General features: G+C 36.6%; 17 protein-coding genes. 6 read left to right on the top strand and 11 right to left on the bottom strand.

The annotated features are described in order from the left end of the window. Positions 1-8: 8 nt before the first annotated feature. The 3 genes from EK417_RS00180 to EK417_RS00170 all read left to right on the top strand — a co-directional run bounded on the left by EK417_RS00180 (position 9) and on the right by EK417_RS00170 (position 2,610). Positions 9-911, top strand: a complete 903-nt coding sequence (locus tag EK417_RS00180; RefSeq protein ID WP_136521029.1) for a TIGR01777 family oxidoreductase — start codon at positions 9-11, stop codon at positions 909-911. A 223-nt stretch (positions 912-1,134) separates the two neighbouring features. Beyond that, positions 1,135-1,899 carry a hypothetical protein gene (locus EK417_RS00175; RefSeq protein WP_076597775.1) on the top strand — a complete coding sequence of 255 codons (765 nt, stop codon included), beginning with the start codon at positions 1,135-1,137 and terminating at the stop codon, positions 1,897-1,899. Between the two features lie 264 nt (positions 1,900-2,163). Continuing rightward, the gene (locus tag EK417_RS00170) at positions 2,164-2,610 is read left to right on the top strand and encodes a KTSC domain-containing protein (protein WP_076597776.1); all 447 of its coding nucleotides are present in this window, start codon (positions 2,164-2,166) and stop codon (positions 2,608-2,610) included. Positions 2,611-2,923: 313 nt separating this feature from the next. On the opposite strand, the gene EK417_RS00165 is transcribed toward EK417_RS00170, so the two are convergent. The 4 genes from EK417_RS00165 to EK417_RS00150 all read right to left on the bottom strand — a co-directional run bounded on the left by EK417_RS00165 (position 2,924) and on the right by EK417_RS00150 (position 9,224). Continuing rightward, positions 2,924-6,112: an efflux RND transporter permease subunit gene (locus tag EK417_RS00165; protein WP_136521028.1), complete on the bottom strand. Its 3,189-nt coding sequence runs from the start codon at positions 6,110-6,112 to the stop codon at positions 2,924-2,926. 7 nt (positions 6,113-6,119) lie between these two features. Further along, on the bottom strand, positions 6,120-7,181 hold the full coding sequence (locus EK417_RS00160) for an efflux RND transporter periplasmic adaptor subunit (protein ID WP_076597779.1): 1,062 nt from the start codon (positions 7,179-7,181) through the stop codon (positions 6,120-6,122). A 9-nt stretch (positions 7,182-7,190) separates the two neighbouring features. After that, positions 7,191-8,543 (bottom strand): TolC family protein, encoded by a 1,353-nt coding sequence (locus EK417_RS00155; RefSeq protein ID WP_136521027.1) that lies wholly within the window; start codon positions 8,541-8,543, stop codon positions 7,191-7,193. A gap of 87 nt (positions 8,544-8,630) precedes the next feature. Beyond that, positions 8,631-9,224: a TetR/AcrR family transcriptional regulator gene (locus tag EK417_RS00150; protein ID WP_076597781.1), complete on the bottom strand. Its 594-nt coding sequence runs from the start codon at positions 9,222-9,224 to the stop codon at positions 8,631-8,633. A 178-nt stretch (positions 9,225-9,402) separates the two neighbouring features. Between EK417_RS00150 and EK417_RS00145 the strand changes: the two genes are divergently transcribed. Continuing rightward, positions 9,403-13,311, top strand: a complete 3,909-nt coding sequence (locus tag EK417_RS00145) for a DUF7948 domain-containing protein (protein ID WP_136521026.1) — start codon at positions 9,403-9,405, stop codon at positions 13,309-13,311. Positions 13,312-13,352: 41 nt separating this feature from the next. On the opposite strand, the gene EK417_RS00140 is transcribed toward EK417_RS00145, so the two are convergent. From EK417_RS00140 to recQ, 7 genes are all read right to left on the bottom strand, one after another. Further along, positions 13,353-14,177 carry a CvfB family protein gene (locus tag EK417_RS00140; protein WP_076597783.1) on the bottom strand — a complete coding sequence of 275 codons (825 nt, stop codon included), beginning with the start codon at positions 14,175-14,177 and terminating at the stop codon, positions 13,353-13,355. 195 nt (positions 14,178-14,372) lie between these two features. After that, a complete protein-coding gene (locus tag EK417_RS00135) occupies positions 14,373-15,239 on the bottom strand; it encodes a proline and serine-rich protein 1 family protein (RefSeq protein ID WP_110366300.1) in 867 nt (288 codons plus the stop codon). 121 nt (positions 15,240-15,360) lie between these two features. Continuing rightward, the gene (gene lpdA / locus EK417_RS00130) at positions 15,361-16,764 is read right to left on the bottom strand and encodes a dihydrolipoyl dehydrogenase (RefSeq protein ID WP_136521025.1); all 1,404 of its coding nucleotides are present in this window, start codon (positions 16,762-16,764) and stop codon (positions 15,361-15,363) included. Positions 16,765-16,883: 119 nt separating this feature from the next. After that, a complete protein-coding gene (locus tag EK417_RS00125) occupies positions 16,884-17,210 on the bottom strand; it encodes a hypothetical protein (RefSeq protein ID WP_076597786.1) in 327 nt (108 codons plus the stop codon). A 57-nt stretch (positions 17,211-17,267) separates the two neighbouring features. Further along, on the bottom strand, positions 17,268-17,618 hold the full coding sequence (locus tag EK417_RS00120) for a hypothetical protein (protein WP_076597787.1): 351 nt from the start codon (positions 17,616-17,618) through the stop codon (positions 17,268-17,270). A 74-nt stretch (positions 17,619-17,692) separates the two neighbouring features. Then, positions 17,693-18,778, bottom strand: coding sequence for a glycosyltransferase (locus tag EK417_RS00115; RefSeq protein ID WP_076597788.1), 1,086 nt, complete (start codon positions 18,776-18,778; stop codon positions 17,693-17,695). Positions 18,779-18,990: 212 nt separating this feature from the next. Continuing rightward, a complete protein-coding gene (gene recQ / locus EK417_RS00110; protein ID WP_076597789.1) occupies positions 18,991-21,195 on the bottom strand; it encodes a DNA helicase RecQ in 2,205 nt (734 codons plus the stop codon). A 158-nt stretch (positions 21,196-21,353) separates the two neighbouring features. Between recQ and EK417_RS00105 the strand changes: the two genes are divergently transcribed. Next, positions 21,354-22,313, top strand: a complete 960-nt coding sequence (locus EK417_RS00105) for a KpsF/GutQ family sugar-phosphate isomerase (RefSeq protein ID WP_136521024.1) — start codon at positions 21,354-21,356, stop codon at positions 22,311-22,313. A 69-nt stretch (positions 22,314-22,382) separates the two neighbouring features. Continuing rightward, positions 22,383-22,910, top strand: a complete 528-nt coding sequence (locus EK417_RS00100; RefSeq protein ID WP_136521023.1) for a hypothetical protein — start codon at positions 22,383-22,385, stop codon at positions 22,908-22,910. Positions 22,911-22,966 lie beyond the last annotated feature (56 nt).

The following is a 22,966-nucleotide window of genomic DNA, read 5'->3' as shown; positions in this document are numbered from 1 at the left end:
ATAAAATTATGAAAGAAGTCGTTCTGATCACAGGTGCCGGCGGCATGATTGCCAAGGAACTGGCAAAAAAAATAGATAAGGAATACGAAATCAGGTTTCTGACCCGAAAAAAAGTTCATAATTATGAATATGAATGGGACATCAAAAAAGGAACTATTGATGAGACCGCCTTTGAGAATGTGTCCCACATCATTCATCTTGCAGGTGCCAATATTTCAGAAAAGCGCTGGACTCCGGAAAGAAAAAAAGAACTGATTTCCAGCCGTGTAGATTCTGCGGAATTGCTGAGAACAACTTTAAGAAAAAACAAGATCAGGCTAAAATCTTTTATTTCAGCTTCGGGAATTAATTTTTATGGTACGGAAACTTCAGAAAAAATTTATACAGAAACAGATCCGCCAGGCAACGATTTTCTAAGTGAGGTAGTTGTTTTATGGGAAAGGGCTGCTGACGATTTTAAGGAACAGGATCTGGCAGAAAGAGTTGTCAAGATACGTACCGCTGTTGTTCTTTCTGAAAAGGACGGAGCATTAAAGAAAATGATCCCTCCTATCCAATATTATATCGGTTCTCCTCTGGGAAGCGGCAAGCAATACATGCCCTGGGTTCATATTGAAGATATTTGTTCTATTTATGAATTTGCTTTAAAAAATCCTAATATGGATGGAGCTTATAATGCAGTCTCTCCACAGCATGCCACCAATAAAGAGCTGACAAAAAAGATTGCCCAGGTACTTAAGAAACCTTTATTTATGCCTAATGTTCCCGGGTTTGTTCTGAAACTATTATTTGGCGAACTCGCTGTTGCTATATTGGAAGGGTCACGGGCATCCTCAAAGAAACTTGAGGATGCAGGATTCCATTTCAAATTTCCGGATCTTGAGAAAGCTTTAAAAGATTTATTAAAGTAAGTAGTTATTATTAACAAAAACATCTCTGTATCAGTTTATTACTATTCATTTTTTAGAATTTTACGGTCTGAAATTTTTAAAGTATTAAATCGTTAGTGCAAAATTCATATAAAATTTACAAAAACCATTGAGAAAATCTATTTAATCCTTTATATTTTCAATTTAAAGCCTTAATTTTGCATAGAAATTCAGAAAATTCGGATTCTTTCAACAGGTTATGTACATGAAAAAAATGATGATCGGGCTTGCTTTGGCCTTATCCATTACTATTTGGGGGCAAAAAACTCCTGCAAAAGCAAACAATCTTACCCCTTACAGCTATCAGACTTTTAACTGTGACAACAAAGGGTATTTTGACCCGGCTAAATATAAGAAAGAAGAAATAGATGGGATCAACAAACTTTTGTATCAGTTCAATGGGGTTGTATTTGATACCCAGCCTGTTTTTAAAATTGCCCAGCTTGAAGAAATCCGTAAAAACAGAGAAACGTATTTACAGGAACTGGAAAAGCAGTATGACGAAAAGAAAAAAGAATTGTACAGCCTCAAAGTAATTGATCTTCCCAAATGGAAAAAATTAATGGAAGAAACTATCGATTCTTTTGAAAATGAATACCAGCTTAATAAAGAAGAAATCCTTGCCTATTCTGATCCTTCCACATTGAGAAACAGTAAATATTATGATACCTGCAAAGAGCAGATTGATGCCATATCCTCGCCCGACAGAGAAAAGATGTTTGCAGCATGGCGAACATACACTGAACTTAAAAGCAAAAATAATGCTGACCCCAAGGGTGTAATGGCAAGATTTGATGCCAAAATGAATGATCCTCAAAAAGAAGATTATGCATTAATCGATATGATTGGGCTGGGTTTTCACAACTGTGCCAACAGCAGTTTCAGACAAAAGCGTGATAATGAAGAGACCTCTTACAAGGATTTTGATAAGATTTTTACTAAGCTGAAAAGAACTTGTGATGAGCCGTAGGTTTATTAAAAGATTGAAGCATTTAAATATTTAAAAATATATTAGCAGTACTCAGATTGGGTACTGTTTTTATTTATTTTCAGATTGAATAATCATTACCATCAGATCTTAATGAGCTGTGAAAGTTGACCATACACACTATAGCAGCTCTTTATCATTATAATTTAATGCTTTAAAAACACTCAAATAAATTAATAATGAATAAGTTATGGTTTATCAGATTTAAATCCGTAATTTTGCACCCCGAAAATAAGGATTAGAGATATGAAAAAAATTGGTGAGCACAGAACGCTTCTTGGAGTAGATAAAAATGTTACTCTAAAAGAATTAAAGACCATTTACAGAAATGTGATGAAAGATACGCATCCTGATAAATTTATTAATGATGAAGCCGGAAAACTGGAAGCTGAAGAAAAGAGCAAATCTGTGATTGAAGCGTATCACTTTTTGGTAAGCATTAATTCTGAAACCCAGGAAAAGTACAAGGAAGAATATACTGAAACGATTACAAAATCTAATATTCAGGATTTTTATCTTGAAAAATCAATTTTAACGGTTCAGCATTTGAACGGAAATATGTATGAGTATATGGGGGTTCCAAAAAACACGTATATCAAAATGATTAATGCTGATTCACCAAGCCGTTTTGCAAGAAGACACATCTACGGAAACTTCGTGTACAGAAAGTCCGGAGAAGCGATGGCAGATTAATTTTTTACATTACAATATATAAGAGCTTTCAGTTTTACTGGGAGCTTTTTTGTTGCCCAAACCGGATGTTATGTTTTGGCTAAAGCAATATTGGCTGTTATAAATTTAAGCGGGCTAAAGCCCGCTCCTATTGAATATTTTCTTAATGCGCAATAATCATCATCAATAGAAATGGGCTTTAGCCCATTTACAATAATAAAAACCATCCAATGGCTTTAGCCAAAACCTATATAACTCAATTTTAAATCATCAAATGTCAACAAAAAAGCGCCTCAGATTTTCTGAGGCGCTTTTGGTTAATTAAAGGTTTAATTTATTTATCTAAATGCTTCGGAGTAAATCCGTCTTCATTCAGTTCTCTGTGTACGTAATCTGCTTTCATTTCAGCTTCGTAGTCTACTTTAGTATCTTTACCCATTCTTCTTAGAACAGAGTCAAATAGAGAGTATACTACCGGTACAATGATCAATGTAAGGAATAGTGATGATGTTAAACCACCAATTACTACCCATGCAAGACCTTTGTTCATCTCAGCTCCGGCACCTGTTGCCAATGCGATCGGTAACATACCGAAGATCATCGCAATGGTGGTCATCAGGATCGGACGAAGACGGGCGTGATTGGCTTGTACCAAAGCATCGTGGGTATTGGCACCTGCAGCCTTTCTTGCATTCGTAAAGTCAACAATAAGGATCGCATTCTTCGCTACCAGACCAATCAACATGATCATCCCCAGCATGGTGAAAATATTCAGTGAGTTGGCTGTTAAGGCAAGGATTACCATTACCCCGATCATTGCTAGCGGAATTGAGAACAATACCACGAAAGGATAGACGAAACTGTCATATAGTGAAACCATTACCAGGTACACCAATACGATAGCTGCCAATAATGCAATTCCTAACGTACCGAAACCTTCCTGCTGGTTTTCCATATCTCCACTCCAGATGTAATCTACACCCACAGGTTTTTTGGTGCTGTTCATGAACTGATTCGCCCACTCATTGGCTACGTCACCAACAGGTCTACCAACAGCTTTTGCTCTTACTTTTACGGAAGGAGATTTGTCTCTACGTTCCAGCAAACTTGGCCCTGAACCCATTTCCACATTAGCAAACTGGCTCAAACGAACCTGCTGTCCCTGAGGGTTTGTAAACATAAGGTTTTTCACATCATCAATAGATTGTCTGTTTACATCTCCGAAACGGATATTGATATCATATTCATATTCCCCGGCTCTGAATTTTCCGTCTGTATTTCCGTTGAATGCTGTCTGCATCGTCTGTCCTACGCTTGAAAGGTTTAAACCTAAAGCAGACATTTTATCTCTGTCGATACTTACCTGAACTTCAGGGCTACCTGTATCAGTTGACAATTCGGCATCTACTGCTCCCGGAACTTTTTTCAATAGTTCAAGGATTCTCGTTGCTTCTTTTACTGCTGTAGCGTTATCAGGACCTGTCACCACCATTTCAATAGGAGCATTTTCAGCACCCATGATACCGATTGGAGCCGTTTTAAACTCAACTCCTGTGAATTTCTCCTCTAACAGTCTTTTTATTTTTGCAGCTTTGATGTTGGTGCTTTCTGTACGCTCAGACTTATCTGTTAAGTTCACCTGAACCTCAGACTGGTAAGTGGTTGCCTGAGCACCCCCAAAACCTGTAGACTGCTGTCCGACTGTTGTAATAAGATCTACAACATCTTTATCGTTTCTTAAGAATTTTTCAACTTCTAATGTTAATTGGTTTGTCTTTTCAACGGTTGCATCTTTTGACAATTCCATTTGTACTAAGAACTGACCACGGTCAATTGGCGGGAAGAACTCTCCTCCAATAAATCCGAATACTACCAGCAAGAATGAACTGATTAAAACAATAAATGTGATCACTACTGTTGAGATTCTTCTTAATGTAGTTTTCAGACACCATTCAAGGATTCCTGTGATCCAGTGGGTAAATTTGTCAATTAATCCTTCAAACCAAAGAATGAATTTCTCAAACCAGTTTTTACCTGTTAAATGTTCCAGTTTACCGAATCTTGATGATAACCAAGGAATGATGGTAAATGAAGCCAATAAGGATAACAAGGTGGCAATAACTACCGTGACGCAGAACTGGGCAAGGATGTTGGCTACAAGACCTGAACTCATCGCGATCGGTAAGAATACCACCACAATTACCAGGGTAATCGCCGCAACGGTAAATCCGATCTCTGAAGCTCCGTCATATGCTGCTCTGATCTTACTTTTACCCATCTCCATGTGACGGTAAATGTTTTCCAGAACTACAATTGCGTCATCCACCAGAATACCTACCACAAGGGATAGTCCCAGTAAACTCATCAGGTTCAAAGTATATCCCATCAGGTTCATTCCGATGAAGGCTGCCACCAATGAAGCCGGGATAGAAACCATTACAATAAAGGCGTTTCTGATACTGTGAAGGAATAACAACATTACAATCGCCACGAGGATAATCGCTAAGAATAAGTCGAAAATAACGTGGTTTGCAGATTCAAGGGTAAATTCTGTGGTATCGTTTACGATTTTTACTTTTACTCCCTGAACTTTGTATGCATCTTCTACAGTTTTGATGGTTTTCTGAACACTTTCAGATACTGCTACCGCATTTGCATCAGATTGTTTTTTAACCTGCATTAAAATAGTCGGGAACTGGTTGAATCTCGCTACTTTTTCAACATCTTTCTGAGAGTCAAAAACTGTTGCGATATCTGATAAACGTACCTGTGCACCGTTTTTATTGGAAACAACGAGGTTATTCATTTCCTCCGTAGATTTATACTTTCCTGAAAGTCTGATCGTAGATTTTGTAGTTCTCGTTTTCAAACTTCCTGTAGGGAAATCAAGGTTTGATGAAAGAATGGCCTGTTGTACATCTCCAATTGAAAGCCCGTACCCCTGTAATTTTTTCTCATCAAGATTTACCTGAATTTCTCTCTCCTGTCCACCTACAAGGTCAACCTGAGCCACACCGTTTACACGGGAGAAAATAGGTTCAATCTTTTTATCCAATAAGTCGTACAGGTCTTTACTGTTCAGCTTATCAGATGAAATACTCATCGTGATAATAGGTAAGTCATCTAAAGAGAATTTGTTCAGAGACGGTGCTTTTACATCTTCCGGAAGGTCTGCCAGAATAGCATTCACCTTTCTCTGTGCATCATTTAAAGCGTAATCTACATCGGCTCCGTCGTTCAGCTGAACCATGATTACGGATAAACTTTCGTATGAAGAAGATTCTACTTTTTTAACGTTTTCCAAAGAACCTACGGCATCTTCAATCTTTCGGGTTACGGATGTTTCCACCTCTGCAGGTGAAGCTCCCGGATATACCGTAGAAATGGTTACCATGTTGGTTTCAAACTTCGGAATCAATTCGTATCCCATGAGCGTATAACTCAGGATACCTCCCAGCGTCAGAATTGTAAATAATACAATTACCAGCGAGGGTCTTTTAATGGATATTTCTGCTAACTTCATCGATCTGCTACTTTATAATGTTCACTTTAGATCCGTTGTCCAGATTGATCTGTCCGCTGGTAACTACCTGCTCACCTCCATTCAATCCGCTTAAAACCTGAACTTTATCTCCGTAAACTTTTCCAATGGTTACTTTGATCAATTTAGCAACTCCATTCTGAACAACGAATAATTGTCCTGAGCTTACTCCATTTACAAACGCTTCTGCAGGAACAGTCAGCATATTCTGAGTTTCTGCGCCGTTGTTTGTACTGAATTTAGCAGTTGCATACATACCAGCCTTAAGGTTTCCTCTGTTCTGTACTTCAATTTCAACAGGGAAATTCAGAGAAGCATCACTTTTAGGAGCAATGAAAGTAATTCTACCTACGAAAGAATCTTCAGGTAAAACATTTACTTTAATAGGAACTTCCTGACCTAGCTGGATTTTTCCAATCTGGCTTTCATCTACTAAAACAGAAAGTTTCAGACTGTTGATATTAACGATTTCAAACATTGACGTTCCAGGAGAAACGACTGTTCCAGGTTCAACCATTTTCTTATTGATTGTACCGCTGATTCCTGCACGGATGCTTGTATCATTTACTTTTACTCCCTGAGCTTTTACTGCAGCCTGAGCATTTTTAAGCTGTAATCTTGAGTTATCAAGCTGCTGTTTTGTAACACCTCCTGTCTTGTATGCGTTTTCATAGCGCTGGTTATCAATAATAGCATTCTGCAGATTGTTCTGAGCCTGGGTAACATCCACCTCGATAGCATCTTTTTTGATAGTTGCCAAAACCTGCCCTGCTCCTACCCTTGAACCTTCTTTTACCAAAACGCTTACGATACGTCCAGAGATTTCAGAAGACTGGTTCATTTCCTGCTTAGGAATAAAAGTACCGTTGGCTGAGTAGTCTGTATCAATATTTTCTCTTGTAACGGTTACAATATTAACATTGATTTTATCCACCTGCTTCGCAACTTCTTTTACTTCCTGCGTCTGTTTTTCTTTGTTACCAGCAATCTTGTAAGCGGCTAACCCTACCAGTACAGCTGCTACGATGATATATATTAAAGTTTTTTTCATTTTAGTTTATTATAAGTTTTGTAGTGTGTTTAGTTCACCCTTAGCTTTTATCAGCTTGATCTCTGCCTGCTTGTAATCTAACAATGCATTAGAATAGTTCTGTTTTGCTTGTGTCAAAGCATTTTCAGAATCCAGTACCTCTGTAAGGGTTGCCAGACCATACTGGTAGTTAGACTGAGTATTTTTCTGAACTCTTTCTGCCAATCCTACATTATCTTTCATGCTTTCGATATTAATTAATGCATTTTCCATATTGGTAACTGCATTTTTATAATCTAAACTTAAGCTCAACTGAGTGTTTTCAATATCAGCATCCAGATCCTTAATATCAATTTCTGCCTGGTTGATTTTCGCTTTTGTAGCTCCTCCCGTGAAAATGGGAATATGTACATTCAAACCAATTGCTGAGTAATCACTCCAAAGAACGCCTCTGCTAAGACCATTTGTTAAAGGAAATTTTGCTCCGTTTGCCCCCCATCCGTAGTTTGCTGTAAGATTTACTGAGGGATAAAGATAAGCTTCAGTCGCTTTTTTATTAAAAACCAAAAGTTCCCTGTTTTTATTTAAAACTTTAAGTTCTGTACGGTTATTAAGATCTACATTGCTCGCAATCAGCTCAGGCTTTGGTTCGATTTGTTTTTCTTCAAGCTCGATATCTGTAGAAATCGGGATTCCCATATAAAACTTAAGGGCATTTTTTGAAAGTTCAACAGAGTTGATTAAAGCCTGCTTATTGGAACCGATATTGGTAAGCTGAACATTTGTTCTGTCTAAATCGATTGATTTGGCCAAACCGTTATCAACCAGACTTTTAATAACATTTCTTACTTTTTCAGTATTGGCATAGCTGGCTGTTACCGTTTTAAGATTTTCCTCCTGTACAAACACCTGATAATAAGCTGTTGCCACATTTTCAATAATCTGTTCATTGGTTAACTGAGCATTCAGTACATAGAATTCTCTTGTTGATTTTGCCGCTTTAAGTCCAGTAAATACTCTTTGGTCAAAAATAGCCTGCTGAAGCTGTACAGAAGCTGTTGATCCCCAGGGCTGCCCAAACTGTGCTCTGATTTTCTCACCTCCAAATTCCAGCAAAGATTCCTGAATAATCGGATTATAGGTTAAACCTGCTGTTGCACTGACCTGTGGAAGTGCACCGGCTCTGGCTTCATCAATCTTGTATTCGGCTTTTTTGACCTGTAAAGCAGCTTTTTTAGCTTCTGCCTTATTTTGAAGTGCCTGTTTTATTGCTTCCTGCAGGGAAACCTGCTGCTGGGCAGACATCAGTGTAGAGCCGAAAATCATAAATGCTGAAGCTATCCCAATTTTTAGCTTTGTAGCAGTTATACGTTTTCTATTCATAATTTTATACTTCGTTTATTTTTTATTTAATTTTCATTCATTATTTATTTCTAAATGACGAATCATTTTCAGAAATACTTTAGTTTTTTAATTTTTAAACAACATATTGATAATGATCTCTCTTCTTTCAGAAATAATCTTATCATATTCTTCATCATTAATCAATAAATTTTCCATAAATAATGGTCTTACAGCACTTGGGAATACCAGCAGCGAAACCATATTCAGAATAAACTGAACGGGTGCCATTTTCTCAATATTTCCCAATTCCATTTCCTTTTCAATATCCTTGTACATATCATTCAGGATATCCTCTTCGATTTCTCTGTGATGGCAAGTTCCTTTATTGATCTGTGATACGATATATGTTTCCAGATAAGGATACTGAAGGCTTGTAGAAAGGCTGCTTTCTATGAACTTGCTGATCTTCTCTTTAAAAGGAAGAGCTGAATTCTGAATGATCTTCGATTTTTCCTGCTCTACTCTTTGCGCTTCATCAAAGATGATCTGGATAAGCTTATCCCTTGAACGGAAATAGTAATTAATAAGGGTTCTATTCACTCCTGCTTCATCTGCAATCTCCTGCGTAGTAGCATCAAATTTTCCTTTCACAAAGAATAAATTCTTCGCTGTCTCCTTGATCAATTCCTGTGTTTGGTCTTTTTTTGCTTGATTTGACATTTTTGTTAAACAAATTTGTGCAAATTTATAGTAAAAATTATTTTTGACAAAATTGTTAAACAAAAAAATTAAACAGAATTGTTATGATATCCATCAGGTTTAGGAATGAAAGTTTGCGATTACTTATTATTTAATAAGTGTGCTATTTTTATATCTTTGCCGCAAAAATTAATAACTGATGAAGAAAATTCTTTCGTTGTTCTCATTTTTGAGCACGATACTTCTATTTTCGCAGAAAAAAATTTCTGAAAACAAATCCTATTATTTTTATGAAAATAAAGGCCAGATTGCAGATCAGGACGGGAAGATAAATAAAGATGTACAATACCTTTTCCATTCCAACGGCCTTAATGTACAGCTTAGAACCGGAGGATTTTCTTATGATATTTACGAAGTAAAGAAAAGCCGCAATCCTGATTTTTCAAAAAAGGAAAAAAATGCGCTTCCAGTACCAAATCAGTATCATGCCGGTGAATATATTTATGAAAAACTGATTCACAGGGTAGATATTGATCTCGTTAATTCCAATACCCAGTCAACAATTATTGCAGAGGGTAAATCTCCGGATTATGACAACTATTATAACCTTCCTGATCATCCAAAAGGCATTAGTAATGTTCACCGATATCAAAAGATCCGCTATAAGAATATATATCCTCATATAGATTTGGTATTCTTTAAACCTAACGACACTCTAAAACCTATCGAATATAATTTCATCATTAGTCCTGGCGGAAAGATTTCAGACATAAAAATGAAATTTAATGGTGCTCCCACTTTAATAAAAGATGGAAAGCTAACCATGAATGTGCGTTTTGGGGAAATCCATGAAAATATCCCTAACAGCTGGATTGCGGGAAATACCAAAGAAAACATTGATATTTCTTTTAAGGATCTTGGTAACCAGACTTTTGGATTTGCCTCTCCCATAAACCATTCCGACAAGACCATGGTAATAGATCCCGTACCCACAAGAATATGGGGAAGCTACGCGGGAGGATACGGAGAAGATTATGGTAGAATAAAAACAGATCTTCAGAGTACGGGCTATGTTTTCGGAACGACTACCAGTACCACCAATTTTGCTACTTCCGGTACCTATCAGCAAAATGTCGCCGGCGCTTTTGATGCATTCCTGATGAAAGTGACCAAAACCGGGCAAAGGCTTTGGGGAACTTACTATGGTTTTGGAATGAATGATGGATTTGCAGATGTAGATTTTGATGAAAGTTTTAATATTTATGCAGGCGGAACCGTTCAAAGAGCACCATATAATGAAAATATCGTTTTGGTAAAGTTTAATAATAACGGGAGTTTTGTTTTTGAAAAAGAGTTTTCTTCAAGCAGACAGGATAAACTCTATACTGTTTCCTACAATCAAAATCATGTATACATTGGTGGTGATTCTTTCAGCACTGATTTTCCAACCGTTGGTGCCATGCAGCCTACAAAATCAACACCAATAGGGTATACTGACGGCATTCTGGCATCTCTGAATTCAACAACAGGCAGTGTAGATTGGGCTACTTACTTTGGAAGAAGTGATGGTTCTACTTCCATTTTTCAAATTCTCTCCTCAAGCGATAACCTTGAAATAATTGGAGCAACACAATCTTCTACAATTCCTATGATCAATGCTTTCCAACCATTAAAAGGTGGGGAATCAGACGGACTATACCTTAAAATTTCAAAATCAGGAACTGCTATTCTGAGATCAAGCTATTATGGAAACAGCGGTTCGGAACAAGTATGGAAAGCCAGAATTGTAAATAATACTCTCATTCTTCCGGGAAGATATTCTACTGCAGCTTTTCCAACGGGACAGCCTGGAATTTGGAGGGTAAATTTAACTACGAATGCTATTAACAAAAGCTATTTTAACTTTACAGGCTCTTTCCAGCTATTGGCATATCCTGATACTAACGGAAACGTTTTCTTTACAGGACTGCATTCCAGCGGACAGCCAGACATCTCTACTCCGGGAGCCTATATGGGAATGCCCGCAATGTATATTTCTACATTTTTAATTAAATACAATCAGAATGATGTAAAAGAATGGGGAACTTATTATACAGGGAATGGTGCAACGCAACAGGGTGAAGTAACAAAAGATGATGAAGGTGCCATTTATTTGACAGGCATGTCAAGTGGAAATTCAGCGGGTATTGCAACACCAGGAACCTTTCAGCAGTCGCCCGGTGGTGGAAATGATATTTTCATTGCTAAATTTCAGGATTGTACCTCTGCAGCGGTTGTTACTTCTAATTCTCCCGTATGCCCTAATGGTACAATCCAACTCAACGCTACCGGAGGAACTGTATATAACTGGACCGGGCCAAATGGCTTCACATCCAATGAGCAAAACCCTACTATTCCGAATGCGACAGCAACTCAGGCAGGATTATATATATGCCAGGTTTCAGGATCAGGTGCTTGTGACGGGACTTTTACAGTAAACGTGATTATAGACGACAATACTGCTCCGGTTCCTGACATTACTCTGCTGGCAGACATTACAGGAGACTGCCATACTACGGTTACTACTATTCCTACCGCTACTGATAACTGCGCCGGAACAATTACTGCAACAACAACAGACCCTTTATCTTATTCAATCCCTGGAAACTATATCATCCACTGGACTTATAACGACGGAAATGGTAATACAACGACTCAAAATCAAAATGTAATTGTATTATCTCCTTCTCTCCCTACAACTGCAAATCCTCAGCAAACCTTCTGCGCTACAAATAATCCTAAGATTTCAGACCTCCAGATCACAGGACAGAACATTAAATGGTACGATGCAGCGGGAAATGTTTTATCTGCTGCTGCAGCTCTTATCAATGGACAAACCTATTATGCATCTCAAACTATTAATGGTTGTGAAAGTAGTAAAACAGCGGTTCAGGTAACAGTAAATAATACACCTAAACCGACAGGAAATATAAATCAGGATTTCTGTGCTTCTGCAAATCCTACACTAGAAAAACTTGTGGTAACAGGAACTGCTCTTAAATTTTATAATGCAGCAGGAAATGTAATCCCAATATCAACTCCTCTGGTAAGCGGACAAATCTATTATGTAACGCAAATTTTAAATAACTGTGAATCTGAAAAACTGGCAATAACAGTAACTCTGTCTACTGATAATGTTCCTGCAAAAGACGTTACACAGGTACAATGTAATACGACTACTTCCAATTCTATGGTGGTTAATCTTCACTCTTATGAAGCAACTATTATTAATAATCCGGGGAATTATATTTTCACTTATACTGATACTGCAGGAAATCCTATTTCTAATCCTTCAGCTTATGTGTTAAATGTTGGAACAATACTTATTCACGTAAGAGTTGCGACGCCTGACGGATGTTTCAAAGTGGTGAGATTAAGTCTTACTCTAAATCCAAAACCTTTAGTTCAACTTCCTGATAAACTTGATTTTTGCGAAGGAAAGTCCGTTCTAATGGATGCAGGACCAGGATTTAAATCATATGAATGGAATACCGGGGCAACTACTCAAACCATTACCGTATCGGCTCCGGGAACATATACAGTGAAAGTAACCAACATTTTTGGATGTGAAAGTACAAGTTCTACCCAGGTGAGTTATTCTGTTTTAGCGCATATTGTTTCTGTGAATATTACAAACAATACTGCGACAGTGATCCTTTCTCAGAGTGGAAATTATGAGTTTTCTTTAGATAATTTTACATGGCAGGATTCCAATATTTTCACCAATTTAAATATGGGAGAATATACGGTATATGTGAGAACAAAATCGGGATGTATTATTGGACAGAAAAACTTCTCGATATTCAATATTCCGAACGCAATCAGCCCCAACGGCGATGGCATCAATGATACATGGAGAATCGCAGGATTGGAAAATTATCCGGGAACAGAGGTAAGTTTATATGACAGAAGAGGTGCTGTAATCTACAAAGAGACTATCAAAAAGAATCCTTTCCAGTGGGACGGAAAATATGAATCGAATCCTATTTCTACAGGAAATTACTGGTATACGATCAAAGTTTCTGACGGAAGAATCTACAACGGATGGCTTCTGATTAAGAACAGGTAGTAAAACAAAAAACGAGCAGAAATTTCTGCTCGTTTTTTAGTTTATAATAATTTGATTTTATCGTCTGAGATATCGATGATCTTATCTTTATAAAGTCCTCCGATTGCTTTCTTGAAGTTTTTCTTACTCATCTGAAGTTCATCTTTAATCTCTTCAGGTGAAGACTTATCTGAGACATAGAGAAGTCCATAATTTTCTTCCAGTTTGTTCAGAATCTTTTGTTTGAACTCATCAATATTTTCAAAACCTTCAGGCTGTAAAGAAATATCTATTTTTCCGTCTTCACGAATGGTTTTGATATATCCTGTTTCCTCTGATAGCGGATATAGCTTTTTGAAAACATCGGAAGCGTAGATCAAACCAATGTATTCTTTGTTGATGATCACATTCCAGCCCAGTTCACTTTCATTCATCATAATCAGGTCTACTTTGTCACCTTTTTTGAAAGGAAGGTCATCATACTGAGGATTTCTCTTAAACTTGGTAGTTCCGGTGATCAATTCCATATCTTCGTCCACATAGATATACACCAGATATCTTTTTCCTTCGATGATTTTTGTTTTCTGCTGTTTGTAAGGGATAAATAAATCTTTAATGATTCCCCAATCCATAAAAGCTCCGCTTGGAAGACTTTGTACACAGCTCATTACCGCAAATTCACCTACTTCAGCCAATGGAATTTCGGTAGTAGCTTTCAATTTATCATCATCCTGATATACAAAAACTTCAACCTCCTCACCGATTTCTTTTTCATCCTGAATAAAGATTTTTGGCAGAAAAGCCTTTTCACCGGATTCATCCACAAGGATCCATCCTGAATTAATTTTTTCTGAAATTGTTAAAGTCTGAGTTTTTCCGAGTTGCATGATGATAAAATTAGCTGACAAAGGTACGGAAATTTGAAGATGCTAACCTAGTCAATAATGTTATAATTCTTTTACGGTCTTCATAAAACCAGTGATACAATGAAAACATTTCGTTTTTAAAAAGATATGTTTTGGCTGAAGCCAATAGATTGGATGCTAAAAAATAAACGGGCTTTAGCCTATTTTTATTAAATATTATAATTTCGAAACATATTCCATCAGTTCACGCCTGCTGCTTTCAAAATCAAAGGCATCAGTTACCACAATATAATGCTCTCTGTCTACACAGTTACGGTAGATTGATTTAGCTAACGCGAGCTTCTTATCATCAAAGCGTATTGCTTTCACCAAATCTCTTATTTGTGCAGAAGTAAACATTGAAACACGCATCTGTTGATGAATCATCGTTAGTTTACCGTCATCAAACCTTTCATTTTGCATCATCGTATCAAAAAAGTGGCGGAAAGAATTGTCATCCATTGCATTTCCATTATAATACCCTCCTCCTGGCTGATTTCCGTAAGGATTGTTCCATACATCATTCCAGTCATTAAATCCATATTGATTTTGTACAGGGTAAGAATCCAGAAGATACAACCCTTCATTGGTGAAAAAATCCAGAACCATTCTGTTATTGTTTCGAACCATCAGTGTTGTTCTGTAGATCAGAAAACCATTATCATATATGGAGATAGGTATTCTCCCTGACGACAGATCAAAGAATCTGTATTTACCGGAACCATTTGCCATCATCTGATCGCCGACTTCAACGGTAAAAAAGCCCTGTTCAGGAATTCTCAGAAAAACTTCTGCATAACCGTAGTTTCTGTTCCATTGATAATTGGGATTTTTTATTCTATTTTCATTTCCACTTCTCTGAGGAATTGGAGTATTTCCAGATCTCGGCTGGTTAAAAGTTTTATTTCTTTCATCCGGACTTTTAGAGGTTCTCATTTCTGTGGCTGAAGCTTCATTTTTTAATAATTCTCCTGCTTTTCCCGCTTCCTGTGCCCATGAACTGATTCCCGCCAAAAGCATCCCACTGATAAAAATCTTTTTCATACATGAAATTTTCAAAAACCATCTCCATTTTCATGCCAAAAGCAGTACAAAAAAGGCTGCTTCCATAAGAAACAGCCTTTAATTTTTTAATATTTAAATGATTAAATCTTTTAATCAAATATTACATATGGATAGGTCTTTTTGCTGTAGCATCCAATGCAGCTTCTTTAATAGCTTCTGCATAGGTTGGATGAGCGTGAGAACTTCTTGCAATATCTTCAGCACTTGCACGGAATTCCATAGCAATTACTCCTTCAGCAATAAGGTCAGCAGCTCTTGCTCCTACGATGTGCATTCCTAAAACCTCATCTGTTTTTTCGTCTGCAATAATCTTAACAAGACCGTCAACATCACCACTTGCACGGCTTCTTCCTAATGCTCTCATTGGGAAAGATCCTACTTTGTACGCTACACCTTCTTCTTTCAGCTGCTCTTCAGTTTTACCCACTCCTGCAACTTCCGGCCATGTATAAACAACACCAGGAATCAGGTCATAATTGATGTGAGGTTTTTGTCCAGCTAAAGTTTCAGCAACGAAAACTCCTTCTTCTTCAGCTTTGTGAGCAAGCATTGCTCCTTTGATAACGTCACCAATTGCATAGATATTAGCAACATTAGTCTGTAAGTGGTCGTTTACTTTCACTCTTCCTCTTTCGTCAAGCTCTACACCTGCTTTTTCAAGACCAAGACCGTCTGTATAAGGCTTTCTACCTACAGAAACCAAACAGTAATCTCCTTCTACTACTACTTCTTCTCCTTTTTTATCTTTAGCAGTGATCTTTACGGTATCTCCGTTTCTTTCAACCGCAGAAACTGCAGTAGAAAGCATAAACTTCATTCCTTGTTTTTTAAGAACTTTAGTTAATTCTTTGCTTAAAGCTCCATCCATTCCAGGGATGATTTTATCCATAAATTCAACAACCGTTACCTGTGCTCCTAATCTTAGGTATACAGAACCTAGCTCAAGACCGATAACTCCACCTCCGATTACTACCAGATGTTTAGGAATTTCTTTAAGGTTTAAAGCTTCCGTAGAAGTAATCACTCTTTCTTTATCTAAAGAGATGAAAGGCAGTGTAGAGGGCTTAGAACCTGTTGCAATGATGGTATATTTAGATTCGATGGTTTCAGAAGAACCGTCGTTTTTTGTCACTTTAATCTGAGTAGCAGATTCGAAGCTTCCTACTCCTTCAAAAACAGTAATCTGATTTTTGTTCATCAGATAGCTGATTCCGTCTGTATTCTGCTTAATTACTTCGTTTTTACGCTCGATCATTCTTGCGATATCCGCTTGCGGCTCATTGATGATGATTCCGTGACCTGCAAAATTGTGTTTTGCATTTTCGAAATGCTCAGAGCTGTCAAGAAGCGCTTTTGACGGAATACATCCAACGTTAAGACAAGTTCCGCCTAAAGTTGAATATTTTTCAATAATTGCTGTTTTGAAACCTAATTGTGCTGCACGGATAGCAGCAACATAACCACCGGGACCAGAACCTATTACGGTAACATCGAATTGACTCATGTTATTGTATGAATTTGTTTATTATTATCTATCTTAATTCTCACAAATTTACATATAAATTACCAAGCACCAAAGTGAGTTTTATCAATTTTATTGAATTTTAGATTTTAAAAAAACTTTTATCTATTGGCTTTTATCCAGATAATCACCGCTAAAAAAATTAAAATCATCCCCATTTTGATTCCTCCCAAAACCATCATCATTATTCCTGAAAAAATAACGATAATTCCTGCTATATATAACATGATACTGATAACAGAACGATATTTATTTTTTTTCTTTAACATCTCCTGTTTATCAGTATGAATACCTTTCATTACTTCATCTACATCCTGTTGATTGTAGCCTTCCTGAAGTATTAATCGATAAATATATTTTTCGCTATAATTTTCAGCCAGATAAGTATTGTATTTATTAAATATTTCTCTCTTCAATTCGTCCTTCATGGTTAAAATAGGATTAATGAGTAAAAGTAATTTTTTTATATATTCATTTTCCAGAAATTACAGATCTATATTCAATTTTCCCTGTCCAAATTCGCCTGTACTTTCAAAAAATGAACCTCCATACACATACCATTCAAGACTTTCAAGATAATCCGCTGCATTTTCCGGGGTTATTTGTGGACGGTCTTTTTTCGAAACGATTCCTTTGTACCATCTTCCTGATTGGGAAAAGCTTTCATATTCCACAAAATAATGAATCCATATTCTTTGGCACAACTTGCACTGCTGAATCGTTACTTCTCCATATCTTCCGTTGGTATGATCAATTCCTAATTCCGAACTTCTATACTCTGTATAGCTGGAGTTCGGTTTCTCACAGGCGCATCCTAATTTTTGGATTTTATTCATGAATGAAAATTGGTTTTCAGATAAAATTTATAGCTCCAAAAGTAAGAAATTAACACCCTATAAAGCAAATGGGGTTATGAAGGTTTGATCAAATCCAGTAAAACCTTTTCATATTTATCAAGAATAATATTCTTTGAGAACCTTGATTTAATAGAGTTTTTTATAGCATCCCGATTATAATTGCTCTGAAGTATTCTTACAATCTCCTGAGCAAATCTGTCATGATTCTCAATGTCTGCAATTTCTCCGTTTACATTATGCTGAATAATCTCATTGATTCCTCCTGGACAGTTGTTAGCTAAAGAATAAGTTCCGCAGGCACCTGCTTCCAGAAGAACATTGGGAAAACCTTCGTATCGTGAAGAAAGCACAAATAAATCCGCATATTTCAGATACTGGTACGGATTTTCCTGTCTGCCATGGAAAATAACTTTTTTTAATCCTAAGAGTTCTTTGGTCTGAAGGAGAAGGTCTTTATCTTTTCCGTCACCTAAAATATGAAGCATGATGTTTTCATTTTTAAGCCTTGAAAAAACCTTCAGCAGGTTATCAAATCCTTTTCTGGAAGATAAATTGCCAATTGCAACTACATTTTTATAATTGTATTTGTAGCATTCGGGTTTTACGGACAAAGCCATTTTATCTTCAATGAAATCAAAGTCTACAGGATTATTGATCTTGACAATTTTTTTCTTTTTAATATTAAAATTATCAACAAGATCCTTCATCATATCATCACTTTGAGCAATGATTCTCTGATAGTTATTGTAAAAATTATAGAAAAACTTAATCTCTTTGCGGGTTACATGCTGTGTAACAACATTGGTTTCCCTTGCAATGAATTTTGTTCTTGGAAACAGTTTTATAAATAAGGATAAATAAGCATTCACTTCCCCAAAACCGGAGAATACAATATCAGGTTTTCTTCTATAGATTTCTCCTAAAATAGGTTTTAATGAATGTCTGATTCTTTCGGTATTGATATCGATAATTTCAACATCTTTTTTCAGGAAATTCAAATATCCGCCTTGTTTACGTAACAGCAATATCTTAGGCTCAAACCGATCTCTGGAAAGATGATTCGCTATAGTAGTAACAATCCTTTCTGCACCCCCGGTTTCTAAATCCGGCAGAATAAATATGACAGATATTTTTTTCATCTTATCAAAGTTACTAAAAAGTTTAGTTATCTTTCAAATGTTACAAGGATGAAAATACCTGTTTTGATGGTAATTAACAGAAATTAACTAAGCTTTAAATTTAATTTGACTTATTATATTTACCATTCAGTTAAAACGCTATAAAAACAAAGTAAGTTCTTCTACTGAAAAACTTACTTATATAATGTATATTCTAAAAATATCTTGTCGTTTTAGTTGGCTACGTCACTGATAAATTTTATTCTCAGCATTCTTACTTCTTCATCAGACAATTCATCCCCGAATTCATCCAGCAATACTTTCATGCTGTCACTTTCAGATTCGTTCATGAATTCCATGAAGCCGTCTACGATGTCTTCATCAAAATTATCTTCAATATAGTAGTCGATATTCAGTTTTGTTCCCTGGTAAACGATCCTTTCCATCTCTTTCAGAAGTTCATCCATAGAAAGGTTTTTAGCTCTTGCTATATCTTCAAGATCAATTTTTTTATCGGTACTCTGGATGATAAAAACTTTATGGCTTGATTTATTGGCCACCTGTTTCAGGACCATATCCTGAGTACGTTCGATATTGTTATCTTCTACGTATGTTTTGATATAGTCTGCGAATTCTTTACCGTATTTTTTTGCCTTACCTTCCCCTACTCCGTAGATTTTGGTAATTTCATCTACCGTAATCGGATACTGAACGGTCATATCCTCCAAACTTGGATCCATAAATACGGTGTATGGCGGGATTCCGTGTTTTTTGGCTACTTTCTTTCTCAGTTCTTTCAACAGGTTAAAAAGTTTCTGATCCAGACCTCCTCCTGCCTGCTGCTGTACCTGATCGCTCTCAGCTTTTGCCTGAGTAAGATCAAATTCTCTGTCTTCAGCAATTAAAAAGATGTCTTTAGATTTACCATTCAGGACACTTCTTCCTTTCTCGGTAATTTTTAAAACTCCGTAGGTTTCAATATCTTTCTGTAAAAAATTCTGAACAGTTGCCTGTCTCAAAATGGTTTTCCAGTAGTTATCTTTTTCGTCTTTTCCAAAACCAAAATGCGAACTTTGCTCAAGTTTATAGGATTTTGTCACTGCATTTTCTTTTCCTACAATGACGGATATCAGATCTTTTGACTTGAATTTTTCCCCTGTATCATTAATCAGTTCCAATGACTTTTTTAAATCAGCCGTTGCATCCTTCAATTTTGGCGGATTGGATGAGTTGTCACACATCTTCGCTCCGTTTCCGTTCACAGGATCGAAACTTTCTCCAAAATAGTATAGAATGTATTGTCTTCTGCTCATTGAAGTTTCAGCATATCCTACCACTTCATTCAAAAGCTGTAATCCGATTTCTCTTTCTGAAACAGGTTTTTGAGCCAGGAATTTCTCCAGTTTTTCAATATCTTTCGGATCATAGAATGCAAGACAGTGACCTTCGCCTCCGTCTCTTCCTGCTCTTCCTGTTTCCTGATAGTAGCTTTCCAGTGATTTCGGGAAGTCATAATGAATGACAAAACGTACATCCGGTTTATCAATTCCCATCCCAAAGGCAATAGTTGCCACAATTACATCTACTTCTTCCATCAGGAATTTATCCTGATTTGCGACTCTCACTTTTTGGTCAAGACCGGCATGATAAGGAAGGGCGTTGATCCCGTTTACCTGCAGAAGCTGGGCAAATTCTTCAACTTTTCTACGGCTCAGGCAGTAAACAATTCCTGATTTTCCTTTATGCTGATTAATGAATTTAACAATTTCCTTATCTACATTAATTTTAGGGCATACTTCATAATAGAGATTAGGACGGTTGAAGCTTTCTTTAAACACCAATGCATTGGTCATTCCTAAAGTTTTCTGGATATCATCCTGAACCTTAGGAGTTGCAGTAGCCGTTAAAGCAATCACCGGTACATTGGCGATTTTGTCTATAATCTGTTTCAGATTCCTGTATTCCGGTCTGAAATCATGTCCCCACTCTGAAATACAGTGGGCCTCGTCGATAGCAAAGAAAGAAATTTTCACTTCTTTCAAAAAATCCAGGTAATCATCTTTAATTAATGATTCAGGAGCTACATACAGAAGTTTGGTTTTGCCGCTTTTTATGTCGTCAAAAACCTGTTTGGTCTGCGTTTTGTTTAATGATGAATTCAGTACATGTGCTACCCCATCATCGGATGAAAGGCCGTTTACAGCATCTACCTGATTTTTCATCAACGCTATCAGGGGCGAAACTACTATTGCCGTACCTTCCGAAATAAGAGCCGGAAGCTGGTAACATAATGATTTTCCGCCACCTGTGGGCATTAAAACAAATATATCCTTCCCATTCAATAGGTTATCTATAATTTGTTCCTGCTGGCCCTTAAATGTAGAAAACCCAAAATACTTTTTCAATTCGCCTGATAAATTGGCTTTTTTTGCGCTCATCTAATTTTCTATTGCTAAATTTGCATGTCACCCAAAGTTATAAAAATTCTGCTTAAAATAAAAGCGAACGAATTTATAAAAAATAAAATTTATATTAAATATTCTTTTTAAAATATAACGTTTTTTAGGAACTTTTTTGTATACCTTATCATCGTAAAATGGATAGAACCAATATTATATCAATTGCAAAAAGCACTTTAGAAATAGAAATTTCTGAACTAGAAAAATTAAAAAACAGAATTGATGGCCAGTTTGCCCATGCTGTAGAGATCATTCACTCAGCAAAAGGGAAGCTCATTGTAGTAGGAATTGGAAAATCTGCCCATGTGGGTAACAAAATCGTAGCTACCTTAAATTCTACGGGTACGCCTTCTCAGTTTTTACATGCTTCGGAAGCTATTCATGGTGATCTTGGAGTGATTCAGAAGCAGGATGTGGTTCTGTGCATCTCGAATTCCGGAAATTCTCCTGAAATTGCGAATCTGGTTCCTTATTTAAAGGATTATTCTTCTGCCTTAATTGGAATGACCGGAAATAAAACCAGTAAACTGGCTGAGTTTTCAGAAGTAATTCTTGATACCCATGTAGACATCGAAGCCTGCCCGAATAAACTGGCCCCCACAAGTTCTACAACGATACAAATGGCGTTGGGAGATGCTTTGGCTGTTGCTTTAATGGAGCTGAATGATTTCAAAGCTAATGATTTTGCCAAATTCCATCCCGGAGGAAGCTTAGGAAAAAACCTGACTTCCAGAGTGGGACAGTTTTTATCTTCCCAAAAACCTCAGGTTACGGAAGATTCTTCAATAAGAGATGTCATTATTTCCATCAGTGCCTCAAGTCATGGAATTACAGTGGTAACCAATGGAGACGAGATTATTGGCGTTATTACAGATGGAGATTTAAGAAGGATGCTGATGAAAGGAGAAGATATCAGTACGGTATCTGCTAAAGATATTATGTCTGCCCGTCCGAGAACAATTGAAAAAGAAGCTCTTGCTAAAGAAGCCATGAAAATTCTGAAGGAAAATAATATCGGCCAGCTTGTTGTAACGGAAAACGGAAAGTATTTCGGAATTATCGATCTGCATAAACTGCTAGACGAAGGGATTAACTAGCGTTCAAATAATACATTTCAGACATTATACCTTCAGATCAGCATTTTAATTAAATATTTTTAAGGTATTATGATGATTATTCTTTATTTACTGATTCTATTTCCTATATTTTTAAAAAAATATCTTGACTATCAGGATTCACAAAGGAATAGAGTGTATCATACGCCGTCGGAATCTGATCATACTCCTGAATATTCTACTCATGATAGAAATCTGTACTATGATCAAAAAAGCCAGGATTATTTTAACCGTTTCATACGATGTCTGATCTTCTGTACTTATGATGATAAAAAATTCAATTCTGTTGCAGACTGTCTGTCTCTGACAGATATCGGAGATGATTTACGTATGTTTTCAGACAGGGAAGAAATAGAATCATTATTCAGAAATAATTTCATCAGCGAACCGCTGAGACCGAAAATAGCAGATTTTAAAAAGATTACTGATGAAGTGGATGAAGAAGAATGGTATTTCGAATCAATAGATCTTAGTAATGATGAAAGGTGGAAAAAAATCAACGCAGCAGCAGAAGACGTTTTAACAGAAATGAATATTAAAGAAAGGGATTTTGATTTTGCTTTATATGTCCCCCGATAATTTTAGAATCCAACAACGGTCATTTAACTAAATATTTCATAAGTTTGCACTTTAAA

The organism is Chryseobacterium candidae (assembly GCF_004916905.1).
GTDB classification, from domain to species: domain Bacteria; phylum Bacteroidota; class Bacteroidia; order Flavobacteriales; family Weeksellaceae; genus Chryseobacterium; species Chryseobacterium candidae.
Note: the sequence above shows the minus strand (reverse complement) of the source record. Positions and strands in the feature narration are given on the sequence as shown.